Below are 24,008 nucleotides of genomic sequence, written 5' to 3' on the forward strand. Positions count from 1 at the left end.
CGGTCGTCGCGGCCCGGTCGTCGCGGTCGAGCGGACGCGGTCGAGCGGACGCGGTCCGGTCGACGCTGTCCGGTCGCCGCTGTCTGGTCGACGCCGTCCGGTCGTCCCTCGGTCCCAACAGCCAGCGCCGACAGGCGTCTTGTGCCCGGACACGTCCGATTCGGCAACGAATCGGTCATCCCCGGTCGCCGGACGCCCACCAGTTTGATCTCGGCCATGTGCACGGCAGTAGGGTGACGCCCGTGGCACCACGACCGTTGCATGAGATCGTCGAACCCGGCTGGGCGAAAGCCCTCGAACCCGTGGCAGGACAGATCGCCCGCATGGGCGACTTCCTGCGTGCGGAGATCGCCGCCGGACGCACCTACCTCCCGTCCGGGGCGAATGTCCTGCGGGCCTTCCAGCTGCCCTTCGACGAGGTACGCGTCCTCATCGTCGGGCAGGACCCCTACCCGACCCCGGGACACGCGGTGGGCCTGTCGTTCTCGGTGGCCCCTGAGGTACGCCCCCTGCCGGCCAGCCTGATCAACATCTTCACCGAGCTGAGGAACGACCTCGGCACGCCCCAGCCGTCCACCGGTGACCTCACCCCCTGGACCGAGCAGGGCGTGCTCCTGCTCAACAAGACGCTCACCACCGCACCCCGCAGCTCCGGCGCGCACCAGGGCAAGGGCTGGGAGGAGGTCACGGAACAGGCGATACGGGCCCTGGCCGCCCGTGGCCGCCCGCTGGTGTCCGTCCTGTGGGGTCGCCCCGCCCGCAATCTGCGCCCCCTGCTGGGCGGTCTTCCGGCGGTCGAGTCCGCGCACCCTTCGCCGCGGTCGGCCGACGGCGGCTTCTTCGGCTCACGTCCCTTCAGCCGTGCCAACGCCCTGCTGGCCGAGCAGGGAGCCGAGCCGGTGGACTGGCGCCTGCCGTGACGCCCGACGGGGTGCGCGGCGGGCCACGGAACGGGTGGAGCCCCGCCGTGGTGCTGGCCGTGGACTCCGGGGGCTCGGGACTGCGCGTGGCGCTCGCCGCGCACGCGGGGCCGGACGACAAGTCCGCTCCCGCAGGCCGCGCGGCCGCTCCGTCGACCGCCCCGGTCGCGCTCGGCGCCCCGCTGACCTCGCGCGAACCGGTCCGTACCGGTCCGCGCGGGATCTCCGCCCGTCATCTGCTGGATCAACTGCTGCCGATGGCACGCCGGTTGATGGCCGAGGCAGGCGTCGTGCGACTCGGGGCGGCCGCCGTCGGCGCGGCGGGACTCGCCACGCTCGGCGACGAGCTGCGGGACGAACTGCCGGGCGCGCTGGAGCGTGAACTGGGCGTACGCCGGCTCGCCCTTGCGGCCGACGCGGTGACCGCGTACACCGGCGCCCTGGGCACCCGCGCCGGTGCCGTGATCGCGGCGGGCACCGGCATGATCGCGATCGGCACCGACCTCACGTCGTGGCGCAGGGCCGACGGGTGGGGTCATCTCCTCGGCGACTGCGGCGGTGGGGCCTGGATCGGCCGTGCGGGCCTGGAAGCGGCCCTGCGCGCCTTCGACGGCCGCCCGGGCGGCTCGGCCGCGCTGCTGGCCCGCGCGTGTGAGGTGTTCGGGCCGATGCCTGAACTCCCCGGCCTGCTGTATCCGCGTACGGACCGGGCCGCCGTACTCGCCTCCTTCGCGCCCGAGGTCGCCGGACTCTCCGGGAGCGACCCCGTGGCCGAGGACATCCTGCGGGCCGCCGCACGGCAGCTGGCCGAGTCGGCCGCCGCGGTGTGCCCGGCCGGGGACGAGCCTCATCTCGCGCTCACCGGCGGCCTGTTCAACCTGGGCACCGCGCTCCTCGGGCCCCTGGGCGAGGAGTTGGCCCGGCACCTGCCGCACGCCCGGCAGGTGCCGGCCGCGGGCGACCCGCTCGACGGCGCCCTCCGGATCGCGGCCGGCCTGGCCGACGGCCGGCTCGCGCTGCCCCTGGACGGGCGGATGCTGTCTGTGGTGACCGAAAAAGCCGTATCGGCCGACCCATGACCTGAATTCGCCGCAGGAGCGACAACTCCGCTTCTACTGACCATTTCTGATCTGTACGTAACTCATCAGACAAAAGCGGACGGATACCGCTCACCTGCACCCTCCCCGAACAGGGGAACCCGGGAAACCAGTAACATGCGGCGCCATGAGCTCCCCCACTGGGCCCGCGTCCGGCCTGCCAGTACGAATGCCGCGACCCCGCCAAGCCGGGCGGCACCGCCGTCCGGAACCCCTGGCGGCTCCTGAGGGCGCGCCCGCGCTCGTCCTCGCGGTGCCGGGCACCCCCAGCGCCGCCACGCGCAGCCTCGCCGAGGAGGTCGTGAGCATCGCCCGCTCCGAGCTCCCCGGCCTCGATGCCCGCATCGGTTACCTGGACGGGGACGACGAGTTCCCCACGTTGCAGTCCGTGCTGAGCCACGCCGCCGAGGAGCGCACCGCGCGCTTCGAGCAGGCCCGCGCCGCCGGTTCCGACGCCTCCGCCCCCGACGGCCCGGTCGGCATCGTGGTGCCGCTGCTCGCCGGTCCGGACAACGCCCTGCTGCGCCGGATCCGCCAGGCGGTCATGGAAAGCCGTGTCGCGGCCGAGCTGACCGACGTCCTCGGTCCGCACCCGCTGCTCGCCGAGGCGCTGCACGTGCGCCTCTCCGAGGCCGGTCTGGCCCGCGCCGACCGCGCCCGGCTGTTCACCGTGGCGACCGCCGCGGACGGCATCGTGCTCGCCACTGTCGGCGGCGAGGACGCGGTGCAGGCGGCCGGGATCACCGGCATGCTGCTCGCCGCGCGGCTCGCCGTGCCGGTCATGGCGGCGGCCCTCGACGAGGAAGGCTCCATCGCGGCCATCGCCGAGCAGCTGCGTGGCTCCGGTTCGCAGCAGCTCGCGCTCGCGCCGTACCTGATCGGTCCCGAGCTCGACGCCGGTCTGCTGGACGCGGCCGCCAAGGAGGCCGGGTGCAGCGCCGCCGAGGCCCTCGGCCCGTACCCGGCGATCGGCAAGCTCGCGCTCTCCCAGTACACGTCGGCGCTGGGCATCGCGCCGCCGCAGAACCAGGGAGCGCCGGCCTTCTAGCCGGCCGCCGCACGCGAAGGCAGCACCCGTACCACCCGCACACCGAAAGGGCCCGCTCCTGAGTCAGGAGGGGCCCTTTCCCATGCGCGCGGAAGCCGGCCAGGCCCACCCCCGGGGGCGTGCCGGGCCGGCCGGGTCAGCCGAGGACCACGCAGGACGCGGCGGGCACCTCGACCGAACCGCCGCGGCGCGGGACGCCGGTGTCGGGATCGACGTCGAACCAGGTCACGTCGCCGGAGCGCTCGTTGGCCACGTACAGGAAGCGCCCCGAGGGGTCGAGGGCGAGCGCCCGGGGCCAGACACCGCCGCAGGGCACCTCGGCGACGAGTGCGAGGCCCTCGCCCGACGCGTCGACGCCGAGCACGGAGACGGTGTCCCGGCCCCGGACGGCGGTCCACAGGAAGCGGCCGTCGGGCGAGACGACGACGCCCGAGGGGTACGCGTCGCCGTCCGGGACACCGGACAGGACCGGCGTCTCGCCGACGGGCCGCAGCGAGCCCTCCTCGCCGTCCCAGCGGCAGACGGTGACCGTCGGGGCGAGTTCGTTGAGGACGTAGGCGTGCCCGCCCCGCGGGTGGAAGGCGAGATGGCGCGGCCCGGAGCCGGGACGCAGGGCGGTCTCGCGGTGCAGGGTGAGCGTTCCGCCGTCGAGCGAGCAGACCCGGACCGAGTCGGTGCCGAGGTCGACGCTGACGGCCCAGCGGCCGGTGGGGTCGGGCTGCACCTGGTGGGCGTGCGGGGCCTGCTGCCGCCGCGCGTGCGGACCGGAGCCGCTGTGGCGGAGCACGCCGGAGGCGACGGGCGCCAGTCCCCCGTCCGGACGGACGGGGACCGCGCTGACGCTGCCCGAGCCGTAGTCGGCGGTCAGGACGTGTCCGGCGAAGACGCTGAGGTGGGTGGGGCCGCTGCCGCCCGTCGGAGTCGGCGGACCGGTCAGTTCCGGCTTGTCGCCGTGCACCTGGAAGGCGGCCACCGCGCCCTCGTCGGTCTCGCTGACCGCGTACAGGACGTCACGTTCGGGCGCGAGGGCCAGATACGAGGGGTCGGGCACGTCGTCGACCGCGCTCAGCACGGTCAGTGCGCCACTGTCCGGATCCACGGCCGCCGTGAGGACGCCGAGGCCTCCCGCCGCCGTGAACGAGCCGATGAACGCCCGCTGTCGCCACCCGTCGCCCTGCGCCACTTTTCGTCCCCTCTCGATCCCGCTGCGTCGGGGCGACGGTAGCAGTCACGACGCTGCGGTCTAGACCAAAAGGAGAGGCCGCCCGCCGCAGGCGGGTCGTCGGAGTCCGAAGCCCTCAGGACGGTCACCACGGGCCTCGCCGGCGCGCGTCGGAGCTGGGTGACGGCGGCCGCTCCGAGGCGGCCCAGCGGGCGTCCAGGCCTCGTAGTGGATCTTCAGGAGGATCGCCGCCCGCTCTGACGAGAACGGCCCCCGGGCGCGGGATCGCACACCAGGGGCCGGAGGGCCGGGGACCGCCGGCTCCGGACGCGGCCGGACACGGCTCGGGTTCGCAGCCGGACCCCGGCCGGAGTTCGCCGGAGGCCGTCAGACGCCGACGAGCCGGGCGTCGCGTGCCGGTCCGCGCAGCGGTGTCGCCATGTCGACGAGCGCCCGCTCCAGACCGTGCAGATGCACGAGGGCCTGCTCGGCGCCCGGGTGGTGACGGGGGACGCCGTGGTGGGCCACCGACGGACCGCCCGGCACGGCGCCGACCAGGGACTCCATCGCCGACTCGACCCGTCGGCAGGCCGCCGTGAGACGGACGTCGTGCGAGGCGTCCGGGTCGGCCGCGACGGCGGCGAGGCCTCGTACCTCTCGGGCGCAGTCGTCCAGCAGGGCGAGGATCGCCCGGGCCCGCTCCTTGCGCTGCCGCATCGGGTTGAGCGGATGCACCAGGGGTGCGAGAGCCATCCGCACCCGCCCCAGAAGCGCTTCGAGCTCCCCCGCGAGCGGGGCGGGGTCGGCCTGGGCGTCGCCCGCGAGCCGCCGGGCCGCGGCCGAGGTGCAGCCGTGCACGGCGTGCAGGGCGCGCTCGATCCAGCGGTCGGTGACCGTGTGCGTGGTGATCGGGAGGACGAGCGCGACCGCGAGCGCGGCGCCGAGCGCGCCGACACCGGTCTCGGCGAGCCGGAGGACCAGCAGCCCCGGGTGCAGGACGCCGAGCAGCCCGTAGAGCAGGCCCGCCATGACGGTGACGAAGAACATCATCCAGCTGTACGAGGGCGCGGCCGTGTAGAAGATCCCGAAGACACTCACCGCGACGAGGACGGCGGTCGGTGCCGGTGCTCCGTGCAGCGGTACGGCCACGAGGAGCCCGGCCACGATCCCGACGAGCGTGCCGACCACCCGGCGGAACCCGCGGACCAGCGTCTCCCCGCGTGAGGCCGTGTTCACGAAGATCCACCACGCGGTGCCGACGGCCCAGTACCAGCGGTCGTGCGAGATCAGCTGGCCCGCGGCGAGCGCGAAGCCGCAGGCCGCGGCCGCCTGGAAGGCCTGGCGGGTGGCCGGGCGGGCCAGTCCGCGTCCCTCAAGCGGCAGCGGCGCCGCGGGCAGAGGGCTGCGCCGCTCGATGCACCAGGCGCCGAACCGGACGGCCGAGGACGTCGCCAGTGACAGGGCGACGGCGGCGTACAGCTGGGGGAGCTGGCCTGGCACGGCGTGCAGGAACTGGGTCGTGAAGAACATCATGAACGCGAAGATGCCCAGCGCGTGCCCGCGCGGGCCGAAGCGGCGGGCGTACACCCCGGCGAAGACGACGGCGAGCCAGGTCGCGTCCCGCAGCAGCGGCGCCCCGTGCAGGGTGGTCGCGGCCGCGAGGACCGGGAAACCCACCACCGGCAGCAGCGCGGTGGTGCCGGCCTGGCCGCGCACGGTCGGGTCGCCGACCGTGAACAGCGCGAGGAGCGCGGCGAGCCCGCCCGCGATCGAGGCGGGGAGCGAGAGTCCGGCCAGCCGGCACACGGTGACCGCGAGTCCGATACCGAGAACCGCCCGGAGCGAGACCCGCAGCCGGAACAGTCCCGGATCCGGCGCCATGAACATCTTCTTCACCGTCGGCGGCCCGCCCCCATTTCGCGTTCAACACGGATGTCTGCATGCGCGGCGCGCATGCGAAAGGCGCCGCGGGTCCGGTACGGCGTCCTTGCCGTCCGGCGCTGCGCAGCGCCATCGATACGGACAACGTACGCGGCGGCCGCGAACTGGCTCAACTCGTGCGGTATCGACTGGGCCATTGGTACAGTCGAAGGCGATCGTCATCAGCCACAAGGAGGCCAACGGACCATGCCCGTGGACGAGCTCGACACCCGCATCCTGCGGCTGCTCCTGGAGCGGCCGCGCACCAGCGTCCGTGAGTACGCCCGGGTGCTCGGTGTGGCCCGCGGCACGCTCCAGGCCCGGCTCGACCGGCTGGAGCGGGACGGAGTGATCACCGGGACGGGCCCGGCCCTGTCCCCCGCGGCCCTCGGCCATCCCGTGCTCGCCTTCGTGCACATCGAGGTCACGCAAGGTCATCTGGACGACGTGGGCGACGCGCTCGCCGCCGTACCGGAGATCATCGAGGCGTTCTCGATCACCGGCGGCGGCGATCTCATCACCCGGGTCGCGGCGCGTGACAACGCGCATCTGGAGGACGTGATCCAGGCGCTGATCAGCCTGCCGGGCGTGGTCCGCACCCGCACCGAGGTGGCGCTGCGCGAACGCGTCCCGTTCCGGCTGCTGCCGCTGGTGGAGTCGATCGGGCGGGCGGCACGGCGCTGAGCACGGCGCGGGCGGATCACGAGGCCCCGCGTTCCTGAGCCGGCACGCGCCCGGCGGCCACTTCCCAAGACCCCGACCGTAACTCCGCCGGGTACGCCAGAATGCCGGTCGGCGAGAGGTTCCGGACACCGCGCGGAACGGTTCGGGCTCCACGGAGCGGGCCGGCGGATTCAGGGGACCCCGAGCGGACCGTTGTCCGAGGCCGCCCGGCCCGTGGACAGGTGTCCGGTCGCGCCCCGGGTGGTCTGTCCGGGCTCGCCGCCGGGAGGAGTCCGGCCTTCGTTCCGGAAGGAGTACGCGTGCACCCCGACGAGGACGCATCCGCGGGCCCGGGAGCGCCGAGACGTCCGGACGGGCCGCTGCGCTCGGACGCGCGACGCAATCGCGAGCGCATCCTGGCCGTGGCCCTGGCGGAGCTGACCCGCTCCGCCGACACCCCGCTGAGCGCGATAGCGAGGAAGGCGGGGGTCGGTCAGGGGACCTTCTACCGCAACTTCCACCACCGCGAGGCCCTCATCGCGGAGATTCACCGCCACGAGGTGCGGCAGGTGACCGACGCGGCGGCGCACCTGCTCGCCACCCGCCCACCGGACCGGGCACTGCGGGAGTGGACGGACCGTCTCGCGCGGTTCGCGATGGCCGAGGCGGGACTGACCGCGGCCCTGCGCACGGCCACCGGCACCCCTCGGGACGTCACCACGAGGCTCGACCACGGAGCCGTGCACACGGCCGTCGCCCTCCTGCTGAGGACCAACGAGGAGGCGGGCACGATTCGGCCCGGGGTGACTCCGGACGACTTCCTGCTCGCCGTGGCCGGACTCTGGCACCTGGACCGCCACGGGGACTGGCCGACGGACGCCCGCCGTCTGCTGGACCTGGTGACGGACGGCCTGCGCGTGGGCGCGCCGGGGCCGGCCGCCCCCGTACCGGAGGACTGAGCCGGCGGGGAACCGCGCTTTCGTCACCGCCTTCCGGACCGCTCCGGAAGGCGGTGGGCGCTCAGCGGCGGACCAGCCGGACGTGGGTCACGGCGGGAGATCCGACCAGTTCGGCCACCCGGTAGCCGTCGATCCCGTCCCCGAGGTTGTCGAAGAGGCGCTCGCCGCGCCCCAGGAGCCGCGGGACGAGTGCCAGGTGCAGTTCGTCGAAGAGTCCCGCGCGCAGATACTGCTGGACGGTGGACGCTCCTCCGCCGAGCCGGACGTCCTTGCCCTCCGCCGCCTCGAAGGCGCGGGCGAGGACCGTCTCGACGGGTTCGCCGGTGAAGTGGAACGTCGTTCCGCCCTCCATGGCGACCTCCGGGCGCGGGTGGTGCGTGTGGACGAACACATCGTTGTGGTACGGAGGGTTGGGACCCCACCAGCCCGTCCACGACTCGTCCTCCCACGGTCCGCGCTGAGGCCCGAACATGTTGCGGCCCATGATGGTGGCGCCGATGTTCTCCTCGCTCCGCCGGACGTACTCGACGTCGATCCCCTCCTTGCCGTCGGCGAGGTCGCGCATCGCGGCGAACATCCACTCGTGCATGCCCTCGAAGCCCACTCCGAGCGGGTGCTCCAGGCACTGGCCGGGGCCGGCGGCGTAGCCGTCCAACGAGACGGTGATGTTGTGTCCGCGCAGTTTGGGCATGGCCGTACTCCTAGGTCCGTGGTTTCCCGCTCTCTCACCTGTGCGTCGAACGGGACGTGCCTGGATCGACAGCTTCCCCGAAGTTCCCCGGCCGTGCGGGACGACACGGCCACCGCCGTCAGCGGGCCTCCATCCCCCGGAGCGCCTCGGCGGCGGGACGTCGTCAGCGGGCGGCCGAGGGAGGCGGAAGGCGCAGTCCTGCCAGGTCCGGGGGGACGGGGTTGTCGGGGCGGAAGAACGGGGCGGGTTCGGTGTCGGCCGCCGTGGCCGGCGCGTCGGTGAGGCGGAAGCGGTCGCGCAGCCGGCCGTAGAAGTCGGTGGGGCGCAGCCGGATGAGACGCACCCGCCGCGGGGCCCGGAAGACACCGATCCAGTCGCCGGGTCCGAGGACCCCGCGCAGCTGGCCGTCGATGCTGACGGCGGCCTGACCCGAGTGGGGCAGCACCCGCAGGGCGACGGGCTCGTCCGGCGCGGCGACGACGCTGCGGTTGAAGGTCATGTGCGGGGCGATGGGGGTGAAGACTACGGCGTCCATGTGCGGTGAGAGCACGGGACCGCCGGCGGCGAAACTGTAGGCGGTCGATCCGGTGGGGGTGGCGACGGCGAAGGCGTCCGCCGAGTAGGAGGCCAGTCGTCGTCCGGCGAAATAGACGCCGACGCTGACCTGGTGGTCCCGGGCCAGCTTCTCCAGGACGACATCGTTCAGGGCCGTGACGTCCAGCGCCACCCCCCAGCCGTCGCCGTCCGTCGACTCGGCCCTGACCTGCGGCGGAGGAAGGGCGGGCCCCCGTCCGTAGCAGAGCGCCGCCTCGATTCCCCCGGGGACCTCCAGCGCCCGGGAGGCGCGCATGGTCAGCGTCATCCGTTCCTCGACGGTGGCCTTCCCCTCGTGGACCTCCTGCAAGGCCCGGGTGACGTCGGCGGCCGGCACCTCGGTCAGGAACCCGACCTTGCCGAGATCCACGCCCAGCACGGTCGCGCCGCTCTTGACCGCGATCCGGGCGCCGCGCAGGAAGGTGCCGTCCCCGCCGAGCGTGACGACGAGATCCGGGTTGCCCGCCGCCTCCGCCTCCGCGCGTCCGCCGCGACGCCTCTGGTCCTTGGCCCAGACGTCGATGTCGGTGCACCGGATACCTCGCTCGTCGCACCAGCGGTGCACGGCGCGGGCGACATCCTGGGCCGCCGACCTTCCCTGGTGGACGACCAGACCGACGCGACGCACGGACACGGCAACCTCCACCCACGTAGGGCCCGGGACACGACTCGATCCTTCCACGAATACGACATTTCGGTACGGAGGAGAGGGGCTGGGGGCTGACCGCTCCGCCGCTTCGGCCCAGGAGGAGCCACCGGCCCGCGACACGTCACCGCGCGGCACCGCTCCGGGCCCCGGCGCACGGGTCCCAGGAACCGGCCTCAACTCGGCTCGCGCCAGGCGCAGTTCACCATCTCTCCCATGGTGCAACCGAGTTGCCCGCACGCCCCGCTCTCACACCCCGCTCCCGCTCCCCTCTTCCGCCGGACGCATTCCAGCCGTGTCGGCGTCTTCCGGGAAGTGCAACTCGCTTCCGTTCGGGCCGAGTTCGTACGTCGTCAGCAGCCGGGCAGTCCTCACGGGAGCCGTTCCGCCGGTCGAACAATTTCGGACACTTGGGCACCCTGCCGAACACTGAACGACTATCGTCTCGAATTGACGACTCCTGAGCGATCCACATGGCTCGGAGGTCCCGTCACGTCCGCTTTCATCCGCATTGCGGACTGGTTCGACCACCCCCATGAAAGGTTCCTTTCGTGATCAACAGCAACCACGGGGCCGATTACGAGAGCGTCCTGCTCGACCGCAAAGGCCAGGCCGAAGCCTTCGACGCCATCGGCGACCGCTATGACGAGGCCTTTCCGCACAAGGAAGGCCAGGTCACCGCGGGCGACTGGCTGGTCAGGTCGCTGAGCGAGGGAGCGCGGGTCCTGGATCTCGGCTGCGGCACGGGGGTGCCGACCGCACGCCAGCTGGCGGCCGCCGGGTTCGAGGTCGTGGGGGTCGACCTCTCCGCCCGCATGGTGGAACTCGCGAGCGCCTACGTACCCGGCGCGACGTTCCATCAGCTGGACCTCGCCGACCTGCGCCCGGACGGCCCGCGCGACCTCGGGCGCTTCGACGGCGTCGCCGCCTTCTTCTCGCTGCTGATGCTGCCGCGCGCGGAGATTCCCCTCGCCCTGCGGACGATCCGTCATCTGCTCACGCCCGGGGGCCTGTTCGTCCTGTCGATGGTCGAGGCCGACGTGGACGACTTCGCCATCCCGTTCCTCGGGAACACGATCCGGGTCTCCGGCTATCTGCGGGAGGACCTGCACAAGGTCATCGAGGAGGCCGGCTTCGAGATCGTCGAGGACACCTCGTACACGTACGCCCCCTCGGTGAGCGACGTACCGCCCGAGGAGCAGGTGTTCCTGTGCTGCCGGCGGAGTGAGTGAGGAGGCCGAGTCCGAGCCGCGGACCGCGCCACCACCGACGGGACAGAACGCGTGACCGAGCACCCCACCCACGAGGCCGACGCCCCGCCACAGGGCCTCCTCCCGCCTGCCGTCGTGGCGGACGGCCGTGCGCCCCAGACCGACCGCCTCCGGTATCTCGATGTGGCGACGCGGCGGATCGCCCGCGGAATGGATCTGGACGAGACGCTCCGGGAACTGCGGCGGGCGGCCGTGCCGGCGTTCGCGGACGCGGTCTTCATCCACCTCGACGATCCGCTGCCCATGGGTGCGGAGCGCTCGGCCGCTCCGGTCGTGCTTCAACTGCACAGCTCCGAAAGGGCGTTGCCGGCACCGGAACGCGCCGACGCCGTCCCGCGGGCGGGCACCGCCCCGCCGCCGCTCCCCGAGGTCGCCGAGCGGGTCGAGCCGGCCGGCAGCGGCCGGCTCTCGGAGCTGCTGCGGGACGGGCGCCCGGCGTTCGGTGACGCGCCGGGCAACGCTCCGGCCGTCGCCGAACTGCTCGCGCCCGGGACCCGCCCACCGGACACGCCCCCGGGCCACCGCCTGATCATCGCCCCGCTGCACGGCAGCCATCACGTCATGGGCACGGTCCTCCTGTTCCGGAGCGCGGACCGACCCGCCTTCACCGGCGACGACCTGCTCGTCGCGTCCCAGCTCGCCACGCACACCGCGCTCGGGGTCCAGAAAGCGGTGATGTACGGGCACGAGGCCGCCGTGGCGGACACCCTCCAGCACACGATGCTCCCCTCGTCGCTGCCCGAACCCACCGGTGTCCGGCTGGCCAGCCGCTATCTGCCCGCCTCGAAGACCGCCCAGGTCGGCGGCGACTGGTACGACGCGATCCCCCTCCCCGGCAACCGCGTCGCCCTGATCGTCGGCGACGTCATGGGCCACTCGATGACATCGGCCGCGATCATGGGCCAGCTGCGCACCATCGTGCAGACGCTCGCCGGACTCGACCTTCCGCCCAACGAGGTCCTGCACCATCTCGACGAGCAGGCCCAACGGCTGGGCAGCGACCACATCGCGACCTGCCTCTACGCGATCTACGACCCCATCTCGCACCGCCTGCTGATGGCGAACGCCGGCCACCCGCCCGCCGTCCTGCTGTACGAGGACGGCCGGGCCGAGGTGCTGGGGGTCCCGCCCGGGGCCCCGATCGGCGTCGGCGGTGTCGTCTTCGAGTCGGTCGAGATGGCCGCGCCCACCGGCGCGACCCTCGTGCTGTACACCGACGGACTCGTCGAGTCCCGCGACACGGACATCGGAAGCGGCGTCGAGGCGCTGCGGACCCGCCTCGAAGGCACCGCCCGTGGGCTGACCTCGCTGGAGGTCCTCTGCGACGACGTCCTCGGAACCCTCGGTCCGGGAAACCGGGACGACGACATCGCCCTGCTGACCGCGCGGTTCGAGGGATTCCCGCCGGACAGCGTCGGCTACTGGTTCCTGGCCCCGCACCCGATGACCGCGGGCCAGGCGCGTCGGCTGACCCGCAGGGCCCTGCGCCGCTGGGGGCTCGACTCCCTGGTCGACGCGACGGAACTCATGGTCAGCGAGATCGTGACGAACGCCGTGCGGTTCGCCTCGCGGCCCCTCTCGCTACGCCTGCTGCGCACCGATGTGCTCCGCTGCGAGGTGACCGACGACTCTCCCCAGGTCCCCAGGATGCGGCAGGCCGGACCCGGGGACGAGAGCGGTCGCGGCCTCTGCCTGGTCAATCAACTCGCCCTGCGCTGGGGCGCGACACGAGTGAGCAGCGGCAAGGTCGTCTGGTTCGAGCAGAAGATCCCGCCCAAGTAGGGGCCGCCCGGTCCGCAAGCGGCTGATTCCTGATCGACGCCTCCGGGGCTCGCATACCCGTGAAGGGTATGGTGGCGGTCCTAGCTCGCAGGAAGTGCGGACTCCCCTGATGACGGTACGAGAGTTGCCCCGGGCCCGGTTCGAGGGCGCCGCCCGCCGGGTCCACGGTCTGCCCGTGCCGCCGTGTCCCGTGGCCGCCGTAGCCCTGCGTCACGAGATCCCCTGCCCCTCCGCGGCAGCGGCGCCGGTGACTCCAGCCCGCACCGTGCCGGAACCGCTCGCCCCGACCGCCGTTCCTCTCTCCGCCGCGCACATAGGCAGCGTCCCCACGGCTCTCCGCGTCCTCTGACGCCGTCCGCCGTGTGGGGACCGTCCCGAACCGCGTGTCGCGCATCGAGAAGAGGACTCCTCGTGAACAGCATCAACCGTCGCACCGTCCTCGCCGGACTGGGAGCGGCAGGCACCGCCGGCCTGCTCGCCGCCTGCGGCAGGAACGCCCCCGACACCCCCGCACTGCTCAGCCCGAACGGTTCCCAGGTCGACCGCGTGGACAAGAAGCGCGGCTCCACGGGCAAGGTCCGGAGCCTGAACGTGACCGCCGCGCCGGCCACCCTGGACCTGGGCGGCGGAGTCCGCGCCAAGTCCTGGGCCTTCAACGGGGAGATCCCCGGCAAGGAGGTCCGCGTCTCCGTCGGCGACACGATCGCCGCCGAGCTCTCCAACCAGTTGCCCGGATCGACCACCACGTCCATCCACTGGCACGGCATCTCTCTGCGCAGCGACATGGACGGCGTACCGCCGGTCACGCAAAGCCCGGTACGGGCCGGCTCCAGCTTCACGTACCGCTTCGTCGCCGACAAACCCGGCACGTACTTCTTCCACCCGCACGTGGGCATCCAGGTCGACCGGGCCATGTACACACCGCTGATCATCGAGGACCCCCGGGAGCCGCTGTCGTACGACGACGAGTGGGTCGTCGTCCTCGACGACTGGCTCGACGGTGTGAGCGGCACACCCGACGACGTCTTCGCCGAGCTCAGCCACCAGATGTCCGGCATGGGCATGAAGAGCACGGAATCGGGCGGGACGGCGTCCTCGGCGCACCCGTCGGCGCCCGCGTCCCCGTCCGCCTCCGCCGGTGACCGGGCGTCGGCCCGGTTCCGGCTCTTCGGCGCCGCCAGCCCTCTGCTGGGCCGTGAGGCCGGGGACGTGAACTACCCGTACCACCTGGTCAACGGGCGGGTGGCGACCGATCCGGCCGTCTACTCGGGCAAGCCGGGGAGCCGTGTCCGCCTGAGGATCGTCAACGCGGGCGCCGACACCGCGTACCGGGTGGCGCTCGGCGGCCACAAACTGACCATCACCCACACCGACGGCTTCCCCGTCGAGCACGAGGAGGTCGACGCCGTACTGGTCGCCATGGGCGAGCGGTACGACGTGCTGGTCACCCTCGACGCCGGCGTCTTCCCGCTCGTCGCGCTCGCCGAGGGCAAGGACGTCTCCGGCATGGCCCTCGTGCGGACCGGGTCCGGGGCCCTGCCCGATCCGGCGGTACGGCCGGGCGAACTGGACGGCCGGACGGTGAGCGCCGACCAGCTGCGCGCGAGCGACGGCGTACGGCTGGAGGCCAAGGATCCCGATCAGGTCGTCCGCGTCAAACTGACCGGCAGCATGGGCCAGTACGACTGGGCCATCAACGGCAGGCGGTTCGACATGGCCGACCCGACCTCGAACCCGCTGCTCGTGCAGGAGGGCCAGCGGGTGCAGCTCGACTTCGTCAACTCCACGAACATGTGGCACCCGATGCATCTGCACGGACACACCTACCAGCTCGGCGACACCGGCGCGCGCAAGGACACCACCATCGTGCTGCCCCGGTCGAAGGTGTCCGTCGTCTTCGACGCCGACAACCCCGGGCAGTGGATGCTGCACTGTCACAACGCCTACCACAGCGAGGCCGGGATGATGGCCCTGCTGGCGTACGGGGCCTGACCCCGGCGGGGTCGGGATCCGGCGGGCTGTCCCGCAGGCCCGGCGGACCTGGACCGTGGAGGCCCGCCGGGCCGCGGAGGTCCGGCGGACGGTGGCGGCCCGGCGGGTCAGCCGAGGAAACTCAGGCGGACCTGGCGGTTCGGGTTGTCCCGGTTCGTGTCCACCAGGCACACCGACTGCCATGTCCCGAGCTCCAGACGCCCGTCCACCACCGGCAAGGTCGCGTGCGGCGGGACGATGGCGGGGAGGACATGGTCGCGGCCGTGCCCGGGGCTGCCGTGGCGGTGCTGCCAGCGGTCGTCAGCGGGAAGCAGCGAGTGCAGCGCGGTCAGCAGGTCGTCGTCGCTGCCGGCGCCGGTCTCGATGATGGCGATCCCGGCGGTGGCGTGCGGCACGAAGACGTTCAGGAGACCGTCGCGGCCCGCCGCGACCTCGCGGAGGAAGGCCTCGCAGTCGCGCGTGAGGTCGACGACGGTCTCCGAGCTGCCGGAGGAGATGTTCAGGACCTGCGTGGTGAAGGCATCGGACATGCCTCGATCCTCTCCCATACGCGGGTTCCCGGCTTGTGGCGACGGCACCCGACATCCGGCGGCGGCTCGTCCTGCGCACGGGTTGGTCGGGTGGCTCACAGTGGGTGCCCGCCGGGAAGATCCAGGGCCCCGGCCCGGTTCACAGAGGCGTGAACGACACCGGGGTGAGTGCGCGCGAGGTCGATGTGGTCGTCGTCGGAGCCGGGCAGGCCGGTCTGGCGGCGGCCTACCACCTGCGGCGCACGGGCTTCGAGCCCGAGCGGGACTTCGTGGTGCTGGACCACGCGCCGCGTCCGGGCGGGGCCTGGCAGTTCCGCTGGCCGTCACTGACGTACGGCAAGGTCCATGGGATGCACTCCCTGCCCGGGATGGACCTCACGGACGCCGACCCGGACCGTCCGTCCTCCGAGGTCGTCGCGGAGTACTTCGAGGCGTACGAGCGCGCCTTCGGCCTGCGGGTGCGAAGGCCCGTCGACGTCAGGGCTGTCCGGGAGGGGAGCGGCGGGCGGCTGCTCGTGGAGACCGACTCAGGCAGCTGGTCGACGCGGGCGCTGATCAACGCGACGGGCACCTGGGACCGCCCGTTCTGGCCCCGCTACCCGGGCCAGGAGACCTTCAGGGGACGGCAGTTGCACACGGCGCAGTACCCGGGACCCGAGTGGTTCGCCGGGCGGCGCGTGATCGTCGTGGGCGGCGGTGCGTCCGGCACCCAGCATCTGATGGAGATCGCGGGTCATGCCGCCGGGACCACCTGGGTCACCCGGCGTCCCCCGGTCTTCCGCGAGGGGCCCTTCACCGAGGAGTTCGGGCGGGCCGCCGTCGCTCTCGTCGAGGAACGGGTCCGGCAGGGCCTTCCGCCGCGCAGCGTGGTCTCGGTCACCGGGCTGCCGCTGAACGACGCGATCCGGCAGGGGCTGGCGGACGGCGTGCTGGACCGGCGGCCGATGTTCGACCGCGTCACCCCGGACGGCGTGGAGTGGGCGGACGGGACCCGCGTGAAGGCCGACGTCATCCTGTGGGCCACAGGGTTCCGGGCCGCGATCGACCATCTGGCGCCGCTGCGGCTGCGCGAGCGGGGCGGCGGCATCCGGGTCGAGGGGACGCGCGTGGTCGCGGATCCGCGCATCCATCTGGTCGGCTACGGGCCATCGGCGAGCACGATCGGCGCCAACCGGGCCGGCCGGGCAGCCGTACGGGACATCCGTCACTTGCTGGCGAAGGAACCGGTCGCCGTGTGACGCCCCGCGCGCGGCCGTCAGTTCGTGGGAATGACGGTGGGGGTCTCCGCGGGTGTGACGGCCGTCGAGGCGACGGGCGGAGCCGTGGGTGACGCGACGGGAGCGGTGGCGGCCGAGGCCGCGGACGGGACTGCCGGGCTGGTGGCCGGGGAGACCGTGGGAGTGGCCGCCCGGGTGACCGCGGGAGACGCCGGCCGAGAGGCCGTGGCCGAGGCGGCGGGGGACGCGCCCTTGTGGTGGAGCCGGTTGAACTCGGCCACGTTGCGCTGGTGTTCCTCGTAACTTGACGTGAAGCGGGTGTCGCCCGGCTTGACCGTGACGAAGTAGAGCCAGTCGCCCGCGGGCGGGTTGACGGCGACACGCATCGCCGCCTCGCCGGGGTTGGCGATCGGGGTGGGCGGCAGGCCCATGCGCCGGTAGGAGTTGTAGGGACTGTCGAGCCTGGTGTCGGCCTCACTGGTGCTCAAGGTGGAGCGGTTCAGCGCGTAGTTGAGGGTCGAGTCCATCTGGAGCGGCATACCGCGCTCCAGACGGTTGTAGACGACCCGGGCCACCTTGCCCATGTCCGCCGCTGTCGCCGCCTCCGCCTGCACGATGCTCGCGACGGTGACCGCCTGATAGACGTTCATGGCGTTGCGCTGCGCGCCCGCCGCGATCGGCGCCCCGTTGAACTTCTTCCCGGCGGTGTCGACCATGGACGTGAGCAGGGACTCCGGAGTCGCCTTCGTGCCGATCGGATACGTCGCCGGGAAGAGGTAGCCCTCAGGGTTTCCCCCGGCGTCGTTCGGGAGCTTGAGGTGGGCTTTCGCCAGGGACTTCCTGGTCGTGCCCGCGGGAATTCCGAGGGCCTTGTCGACGGCCGCGTAGACCTGTCCGGAACGCCAGCCCTCCGGGACGACGAGCGATGTCGGCCGCCCGTCGTCGTCCCCCGTGCTCAGCAGCGGCACCGCCACGGCGGTGGCCGCCACGACGGCGCCGGTCGCGATGAGGGCGACCCGGCCCCGGCGCGTCAGTCGGATCGTGCTCCGTGGCGGAGTGTTCGTCTGCATAACGGGCACGGTAACGCGCTATTGCCCGCAAACCCGGCATATCGTCATCTTGTCGGCTCCAGTTGGGCGTCCCGGTGGACGAGTGCGGCGTAGCGCCCCTCCCCCGCCAGCAACTCCTCGTGCGTGCCGCGCTCGACCGCGTGACCCGAGTCCAGGACGACGATCTGGTCGGCGCCGCGGATCGTGGACAGCCGGTGCGCGATGGTGAGCGTGGTGCGGTTGGCCGACAGGGCGTCGATGGCCTCCTGGACGGCGTGCTCCGTTCGGGTGTCCAGGGCGCTGGTCGCCTCGTCGAGGATGAGCACGGGCGGGTCACGCAGGATCGTGCGCGCGATGGCGAGGCGCTGCTTCTCGCCGCCGGAGAACCGGTGCCCGCGTTCGCCGACGACCGTGTCGTACCCGTCGGGCAGCGACGCGATGTGGTCGTGGATCTGGGCGGCTCGCGCCGCGGTGTGCAGTTCCTCGTCGGTGGCGTCCGGCTTGGCGAAGCGCAGGTTCTCGGCGACCGAGGCGTGGAAGAGGTACGTCTCCTGGGAGACGACGCCGACCGCGCGCGCGATGGTGTCGAAGTCGAGGTCACGGACATCGACCCCGTCCAGGGTCACCCGTCCGCCCGTGACGTCGTACAGCCGGGGCACCAGATAGCTGAGCGTGGACTTGCCGGAGCCGGTGGGACCGACGACGGCGAGGCTGCCGCCGGCCGGGACGGTGATGTCGATGCCTTCGAGGATCGGGGCGCCCTTGTCGTCGTAGCGGAACTCGACGTCCTCGAAGCGGATCTCGCCCTTGACCTGGTCCAGGTGGACGGGGTTCTCGCGCTCGGTGATGTCGATGGGCAGGTCGAGGTACTCGAAGATGCGCTGGAAGAGCGCGAGCGAGGTCTGGATCTGCACACCGGTGGACAGCAGGCTGACCGTCGGCCGGAACAGGCCCTGCTGGAGCGAGACGAAGGCGACGAGCGTGCCGACCGATATGGAGGGGCCGCCGAGCTGAAGGGCCACGCCCGCGGCCCAGTAGATGACGGCGGGCATGCCGGCCATGACGATGCCGATGACGGACATGCGCCAGCGTCCCGCCATGTTCGACCTCACCTCGAGGTCGACAAGGCCCTCGGACTCCTCCGCGAAGGACTTCGTCAGCGAGTCGGCCCGGCCCATCGTGCGCCCGAGCAGGATGCCGCTGACGGAGAGCGACTCGGTGACGGTCGCGGCCATCACCGCCATCTGCTTCTGACGCTGGGTGGTGATCTTCTTGCGTTCGTTGCCGACCCGGCGGCTGATCCACACGAAGACCGGCAGAAGCAGCAGGGAGACGACGGTCAGGCGCCAGTCCAGGGCCACCATCGCGACGATCGTGGCGACGACGCTGGTGAGGTTGGAGACCAGCGAGGTGGCGGTGGAGGTGACGGTCGCCTGCATCCCGCCGATGTCGTTGGCGATGCGGGACTGGACCTCGCCCGTGCGTGTCCTGGTGAAGAACGCGAGCGACATGCGCTGGAGACGGCCGTAGACGGCGGTGCGCAGATCGTGCATCACGCGTTGGCCGACGGTGGTGGAGATCAGCGTCTGAAGGACGCCGAAGACGCCGCTCAGGACAGCGCTCGCGATCATGCCGAGCGCGAGCAGGGTCAGCAGACCCGTACGCCCTTCGGGGATCGCGGTGTCCAGGATCGCCTTCAGCAGGAAGGGGGTGGCCACGCCCACGAGGGACGCGGCGCCCACCAGCAGGCCGACGACGGCGAGGCGGCCGCGGTAGGGCCGGAAGAGGCGGAGGATGCGGCGCACCTGCCGTGGTTGGTCCTTGTCGGCGGGTGGCGGGTTCCAGGCGGGCTGTTCGGGACGCAATGGACTCCTAGGAAACTGGGAAGACAGGACCATCGATGGCGGGAACGTCGGCGACGGGAACCTCGACGACGGGACATCGATGGGGATCCGACGACTGACGGATCCCAGCTCATTGTTACCTATACTCACAATGAACGGCATCCTGATATTGTTCCCGCATGACCACCCCCGATGCCGACGGCCTGCTCGCCGAGCAGCTGCTGCGTCTGACACGCCGCGTGCACCGCATCCAGAAGCGCCATCTGGAGCAGCGCGAGCTGGGCATCACCCCCGCTCAGTCCCGGCTGCTGCGCTCCCTCGCGCACTACGCCTCACCGCCCCGAATGGCCGATCTCGCCGAGCGTCTCGAAGTGGTGCCGCGCGCGGTGACCACACTCGTCGACGGCCTGGAGGCGAGCGGCAAGGTGCGCCGGGTACCCGATCCGACCAATCGCCGGGTGATCCGTATCGAGGTCACGGACGAGGGACGCAAGGCGCTCCGAGAGCTGCGCGCCGTGCGCCGAAGCGCCGCTGACGAGATCCTGGCTCCATTGACGGACGAACAGCGCGAGGTGCTCGGCGGACTGCTGGACACCTTGGTCGACGGCATGCCGAGGGTGGAGCACCGCTGCTGAGCGGACTCGGCGCGGTACGCCTCTCCTGAGTCGCGCCGCTCGGACCGGCGGCGTCTGCCTCGGCGGCCGGGGCGATGCGTCTGGCGGCCCTGTGCGGCCGGTCCGGGCGGTCCGTGCGGGCCCTGCGGCCGATCCGGGCGGCCGGGCGGTCGGGCGGTCGGGCGGTCGGGCGGTCCGGGCGACCGATCCAGGAGCTCGGGTGGGCGGTCCGGGGGTTCGGGTGGCCGGCCCGGGCAGCGCTGTTCGGTGAGCCTGTGAGGAGTGGTCCGATGCCGCTGCTGGAGCCCGACCCCGACAAGCTGCGTCCCGACGCGCGTCCCGGTGCCCCGGCGGCCGACCGGGTCCCCGAGGACCGGGCCGGGGGCACTCCCGAGCCACTGCGCGGCGAACTGACCGCCCTGCTCGGCGCCGGCAAGGTGCTGACCGGGATCTCCGACCTCGTGCGCTACGCCTCCGACGCCAGCCCGTACCGTTTCGTGCCGCGCGTCGTGGTGGTCCCCGAGGACATCGACGACGTCTCGGCCGTCCTTTCGTACGCCCACGGCAGGGGCCGCGAGGTGGTGTTCCGGGCGGCCGGCACCTCGCTCAACGGCCAGGCGCAGGGCGAGGACATCCTCGTCGACGTCCGCAGGCACTGGACCGGGATCGAGGTCCTCGACGGCGGAGCCCGGGTCCGGATCGCCCCGGGCACGACCGTGGCCCGCGTCAACGCCGCGCTCGTGCGGCACGGGCGCGTGCTCGGCCCCGATCCGGCCAGCGCGATCGCCTGCACGGTCGGCGGCGTGGTCGCGAACAACGCCTCCGGCATGACGGCAGGTACCACCCGCAACTCCTACGTCACCCTCGCCTCGCTCACCTTCGTCCTGCCGTCCGGCACGGTCGTGGACACGGCCGAACCGGACGCCGACGCGCGGCTGGCGCGAGCGGAACCGGCCCTGTGCGCCGGTCTCTTGGCGCTCAAGGCGGAGATCGAGGCGGACGCCGGGCTGGTCGACCGCATCCGGGCCAAGTACGCGATCAAGAACACCAACGGCTACCGTCTGGACGCCTTCCTGGACGGCTCGACGCCCGTGGAGATCCTGCGCGGTCTGATGGTCGGCTCGCAGGGCACCTTCGGGTTCATCTCGGAGGTCGTGTTCGACACCCTGCCGCTGGACCGCCGGGTCTCCGCCGCACTGCTCTTCTTCGGCTCGCTGCCGGCCGCGGCCGCCGCCGTGCCGCTGCTCACCGCGGCCGGCGCCTCGGCCGTCGAGCTGATGGACGGCAACACCCTGCGCGCCTCCGTGGCCGTCGAGGGCGTGCCCGGGGACTGGGCCGACCTGCCGGGCCCGACGGCCGCGCTGCTCGTGGAGTTCCGCGCCCCGGACGAGACCGCGCAGGAGGCGTACGAGGAACGGGCCCGCGCGGTGCTGGAAGGGCTGCCGCTGGTGTCCCCCGTGCCCTCGGTGACGAACTCCCTCACCCGCGACCGGGAGACCGTCGCCGGCTACTGGAAGGCCCGCAAGGCGTTCGTCACGGCGGTCGGCGGAGCGCGCCCGTCCGGCACGACCCTGATCACGGAGGACTTCGCCGTACCGCCGGAGCGGCTGGCCGAGGCCTGCGAGGCGCTGCTGGGCCTCCAGAGCAGGCACGGCTTCGACGCCGCCGTCGCGGGCCACGCCGCCCACGGCAATCTGCACTTCCTGCTGGCCTTCGACGCGTCCGAGCCCGCCGACGTGGAACGGTACGCCTCCTTCATGGACGCGTTCTGCCGGCTCACCGTCGACCGCTTCGACGGCTCCCTGAAGGCCGAGCACGCCACCGGACGCAACATCGCGCCCTTCCTGGAACTCGAATGGGGGCCCAGAGCCACGGAGTTGATGTGGCGGACGAAGCGGCTGATCGATCCGGACGGCGTGCTCGCGCCCCGCATCGTGCTCGACCGTGATCCGCGTGCGCACGTACGGGGCCTGAAGACGATCCCGCGGATCGAGGCGATCGCCGACCCCTGCATCGAGTGCGGCTTCTGCGAACCGACCTGCCCCAGCCGGGACGTGACGACCACACCGCGCCAACGGATCGTGCTGCGCCGTGAGATGACGCGCCAGCCCGACGGTTCCCCGGTCGAGAGCAGCCTCCTGGAGGCCTACGGATACGACGCCGTGGACACCTGCGCGGGCGACTCGACCTGCGGACTGGCCTGCCCTGTCGGCATCGACACGGGCGCCCTGATGAGGACGTTCCGGCACGCACGGCACACGCCGCGCGAGGAGAAGACGGCCGCGTTCGCCGCGCGGCACTTCGGAGCGCTCGAAGTCTCGGCGCGGCTGGCCGTCGCCGCCGCGGACCGGATCGGAGACGGGCGGGTGAACGCCGTGACGCGGATGGTCCGCAGGGCCGTACGCCCCGATCTGATGCCCGAATGGCTGCCGCGGATGCCCGGGGCCGCTCCCTCCGCCATGCCCCGCACCGCGCGCGTGGGGGCTGTCGCCGTCTACTACCCGGCCTGTGTCAACCGCATCTTCGGCAGTCCGGGGGACGTGTCGCTCGCGCGGGCCGTCGTCGCGGTCTCCGCACGCGCGGGAAGGCCGGTGTGGATTCCGGACGACGTACGGGGAACGTGCTGCGCGACGATCTGGCACTCCAAGGGGTACGACGCGGGCAACGCCGTGATGGCCAACCGCATCGTCGAGGCGGCCTGGGGCTGGACGGCCGGCGGCAGACTGCCGCTGGTCGTGGACGCCTCGTCGTGCACACTCGGCATCGCGCGCGAGGTCGTACCGCATCTGACCGCCGACAACCGGGAGTTGCACGCCGAACTGCGGGTCGCCGACTCACTGGTGTGGGCCGCCGAGGAACTCCTCCCCCACCTCACCGTGCGCCGCACCCTCGGCTCCGCCGTCCTCCATCCGACCTGTTCCATGCGGCACTTGGGAGACGAGGAACAACTGCGCGCGGTGGCCGAGGCATGCGCGGACGAGGTGGTGGTGCCCGAGGACGCCGGGTGCTGCGCCTTCGCGGGCGACCGCGGCATGCTCCACAGGGAACTCACCGAGTCGGCCACCCGCGAGGAGGCGGCGTTCGTGACCTCCCGCGCCTTCGACGCGCATCTGTCGGCCAACCGCATGTGCGAGGTGGGCATGGATCACGCGACGGGCCGCGACTACCGCTCCGCCCTCCTGACCCTGGAACACGCGACGCGCCCCGGCCCACCGGACAGGCGATAGGCCCTGCGGACACGACCTAGTCCTTCAGGTCCGCCTTGTCTCCCATCACCACCACGGGGTGCTGTTCGGGGTCGAGGGTGCGCAGGAGGTACTCCATGGCCGGCTTCGGCAGGCTCACGCAAGCGGATGTGCCGCTGCCGTGGTCCATGTGCACCCAGATGCCGCCTCCCTTCTCGTCACCCCAGGGCCGGGTCGGATCGTCCGGCGGATTGCCCTTGAGGCGGTTGTAGTCGATGGCGATGACGTAGTCGAAGTCGTGCCAGTGCGACTTGGCCCAGTAGTGCGGTGCCTGGAACGTCTCGGACTGCGTGTACGGCAACCGGGCGCCCGGGTCGTCGAGCACACCACCGGCGTCGCTGAGGGTGTACACACCGACGGGACTGCGTTTGTCGTCCTCGTGATGGTCGAGGGTCCAGCCCTTCTTCCCGTTGTGCGCGGCCCAGCTGCGCGTCTTCTCCCAGGTCTTGCCGGACTTCGTGTACAGCACGGCGGTCGAGTCGGCGGAGTCCTTGCCGTCGCCGTACACCGCCAGGACCTGGCGGGAGTCGGAGGGGATCCGCTGCTGAAGGCGGTCGCCCACGTCCGGGATGCGTGTGGGGTCCACCGCGGGCGCACTCGTACGGGCGGCCTCGCCGCGGCCCCCCGCATGGCCCTTCACACCGCCGTCGCTTCCGCCCTCCGCGCCGCAGGCCGAGAGGGTGACCGCGATCGCCCCGCAGACCATGGCCGCGAACCCCGTACGCATCGCACCGTTCTTTCGCATGCCGCCCATCCTCGCACCA

18 protein-coding genes and 1 pseudogene are annotated in these 24,008 nt (G+C 72.5%); 11 read left to right on the plus strand and 8 right to left on the minus strand.

What is annotated here, in order from left to right; all coding sequences use genetic code 11:
* Positions 1 to 242 precede the first annotated feature (242 nt).
* The 3 genes from ACZ4AA_RS09735 (at position 243) to ACZ4AA_RS09745 (ending at position 3,065) form a co-directional block, all read left to right on the plus strand.
* Positions 243 to 920 carry a uracil-DNA glycosylase gene (locus ACZ4AA_RS09735; RefSeq protein ID WP_467598236.1) on the plus strand — a complete coding sequence of 226 codons (678 nt, stop codon included), beginning with the start codon at positions 243 to 245 and terminating at the stop codon, positions 918 to 920.
* A 47-nt stretch (positions 921 to 967) separates the two neighbouring features.
* Positions 968 to 1,999 (plus strand): N-acetylglucosamine kinase, encoded by a 1,032-nt coding sequence (locus ACZ4AA_RS09740; protein WP_467598238.1) that lies wholly within the window; start codon positions 968 to 970, stop codon positions 1,997 to 1,999.
* Between the two features lie 145 nt (positions 2,000 to 2,144).
* Positions 2,145 to 3,065 carry a sirohydrochlorin chelatase gene (locus tag ACZ4AA_RS09745; RefSeq protein WP_467598241.1) on the plus strand — a complete coding sequence of 307 codons (921 nt, stop codon included), beginning with the start codon at positions 2,145 to 2,147 and terminating at the stop codon, positions 3,063 to 3,065.
* Between the two features lie 136 nt (positions 3,066 to 3,201).
* On the opposite strand, the gene ACZ4AA_RS09750 is transcribed toward ACZ4AA_RS09745, so the two are convergent.
* Positions 3,202 to 4,248 (minus strand): lactonase family protein, encoded by a 1,047-nt coding sequence (locus tag ACZ4AA_RS09750; protein ID WP_467598244.1) that lies wholly within the window; start codon positions 4,246 to 4,248, stop codon positions 3,202 to 3,204.
* Positions 4,249 to 4,614: 366 nt separating this feature from the next.
* Positions 4,615 to 6,114, minus strand: coding sequence for an FUSC family protein (locus ACZ4AA_RS09755; protein WP_467598246.1), 1,500 nt, complete (start codon positions 6,112 to 6,114; stop codon positions 4,615 to 4,617).
* A 240-nt stretch (positions 6,115 to 6,354) separates the two neighbouring features.
* On the opposite strand from ACZ4AA_RS09755, the gene ACZ4AA_RS09760 reads away from it, so the two are divergent.
* Both ACZ4AA_RS09760 and ACZ4AA_RS09765 read left to right on the plus strand, forming a co-directional pair.
* The gene (locus tag ACZ4AA_RS09760) at positions 6,355 to 6,831 is read left to right on the plus strand and encodes an Lrp/AsnC family transcriptional regulator (protein WP_467598249.1); all 477 of its coding nucleotides are present in this window, start codon (positions 6,355 to 6,357) and stop codon (positions 6,829 to 6,831) included.
* Between the two features lie 299 nt (positions 6,832 to 7,130).
* A complete protein-coding gene (locus ACZ4AA_RS09765) occupies positions 7,131 to 7,769 on the plus strand; it encodes a TetR/AcrR family transcriptional regulator (protein ID WP_467598252.1) in 639 nt (212 codons plus the stop codon).
* 61 nt (positions 7,770 to 7,830) lie between these two features.
* Here the strand turns inward: ACZ4AA_RS09765 and ACZ4AA_RS09770 are convergent, their stop codons facing one another.
* The gene (locus ACZ4AA_RS09770; protein ID WP_467598255.1) at positions 7,831 to 8,460 is read right to left on the minus strand and encodes a dihydrofolate reductase family protein; all 630 of its coding nucleotides are present in this window, start codon (positions 8,458 to 8,460) and stop codon (positions 7,831 to 7,833) included.
* A 163-nt stretch (positions 8,461 to 8,623) separates the two neighbouring features.
* Positions 8,624 to 9,688: an NAD(+)/NADH kinase gene (locus tag ACZ4AA_RS09775; RefSeq protein ID WP_467598258.1), complete on the minus strand. Its 1,065-nt coding sequence runs from the start codon at positions 9,686 to 9,688 to the stop codon at positions 8,624 to 8,626.
* 563 nt (positions 9,689 to 10,251) lie between these two features.
* On the opposite strand from ACZ4AA_RS09775, the gene ACZ4AA_RS09780 reads away from it, so the two are divergent.
* From ACZ4AA_RS09780 to ACZ4AA_RS09790, 3 genes are all read left to right on the plus strand, one after another.
* Positions 10,252 to 10,932: a class I SAM-dependent DNA methyltransferase gene (locus ACZ4AA_RS09780; protein WP_467598261.1), complete on the plus strand. Its 681-nt coding sequence runs from the start codon at positions 10,252 to 10,254 to the stop codon at positions 10,930 to 10,932.
* A gap of 51 nt (positions 10,933 to 10,983) precedes the next feature.
* Positions 10,984 to 12,753 carry a SpoIIE family protein phosphatase gene (locus tag ACZ4AA_RS09785; RefSeq protein WP_467598264.1) on the plus strand — a complete coding sequence of 590 codons (1,770 nt, stop codon included), beginning with the start codon at positions 10,984 to 10,986 and terminating at the stop codon, positions 12,751 to 12,753.
* A 411-nt stretch (positions 12,754 to 13,164) separates the two neighbouring features.
* Positions 13,165 to 14,745: a multicopper oxidase family protein gene (locus ACZ4AA_RS09790; RefSeq protein ID WP_467598267.1), complete on the plus strand. Its 1,581-nt coding sequence runs from the start codon at positions 13,165 to 13,167 to the stop codon at positions 14,743 to 14,745.
* A gap of 107 nt (positions 14,746 to 14,852) precedes the next feature.
* Here ACZ4AA_RS09790 and ACZ4AA_RS09795 read toward each other — a convergent pair whose 3' ends face one another.
* Positions 14,853 to 15,275 (minus strand): secondary thiamine-phosphate synthase enzyme YjbQ, encoded by a 423-nt coding sequence (locus ACZ4AA_RS09795; RefSeq protein ID WP_467598270.1) that lies wholly within the window; start codon positions 15,273 to 15,275, stop codon positions 14,853 to 14,855.
* 164 nt (positions 15,276 to 15,439) lie between these two features.
* Here ACZ4AA_RS09795 and ACZ4AA_RS09800 point away from each other — a divergent pair, with 164 nt between their 5' ends.
* A complete protein-coding gene (locus ACZ4AA_RS09800) occupies positions 15,440 to 16,513 on the plus strand; it encodes an NAD(P)-binding domain-containing protein (protein WP_467598273.1) in 1,074 nt (357 codons plus the stop codon).
* Between the two features lie 209 nt (positions 16,514 to 16,722).
* Here ACZ4AA_RS09800 and mltG read toward each other — a convergent pair.
* Positions 16,723 to 17,562, minus strand: a pseudogene (gene mltG / locus ACZ4AA_RS09805) (endolytic transglycosylase MltG); the annotation flags it as partial.
* 44 nt (positions 17,563 to 17,606) lie between these two features.
* Positions 17,607 to 19,439 (minus strand): ABC transporter ATP-binding protein, encoded by a 1,833-nt coding sequence (locus ACZ4AA_RS09810; protein ID WP_467598276.1) that lies wholly within the window; start codon positions 19,437 to 19,439, stop codon positions 17,607 to 17,609.
* 125 nt (positions 19,440 to 19,564) lie between these two features.
* Here ACZ4AA_RS09810 and ACZ4AA_RS09815 point away from each other — a divergent pair, with 125 nt between their 5' ends.
* A complete protein-coding gene (locus tag ACZ4AA_RS09815) occupies positions 19,565 to 20,020 on the plus strand; it encodes a MarR family winged helix-turn-helix transcriptional regulator (RefSeq protein WP_467598279.1) in 456 nt (151 codons plus the stop codon).
* 269 nt (positions 20,021 to 20,289) lie between these two features.
* Entirely contained in the window at positions 20,290 to 23,226 is a 2,937-nt protein-coding gene (locus ACZ4AA_RS09820) for an FAD-binding and (Fe-S)-binding domain-containing protein (RefSeq protein WP_467598283.1), read from the plus strand.
* A gap of 16 nt (positions 23,227 to 23,242) precedes the next feature.
* Here the strand turns inward: ACZ4AA_RS09820 and ACZ4AA_RS09825 are convergent, their stop codons facing one another.
* The gene (locus tag ACZ4AA_RS09825; protein ID WP_467598286.1) at positions 23,243 to 23,989 is read right to left on the minus strand and encodes a L,D-transpeptidase family protein; all 747 of its coding nucleotides are present in this window, start codon (positions 23,987 to 23,989) and stop codon (positions 23,243 to 23,245) included.
* Between the last annotated feature and the right edge of the window lie 19 nt (positions 23,990 to 24,008).

This window comes from Streptomyces sp. NPDC024698 (genome assembly GCF_055559015.1).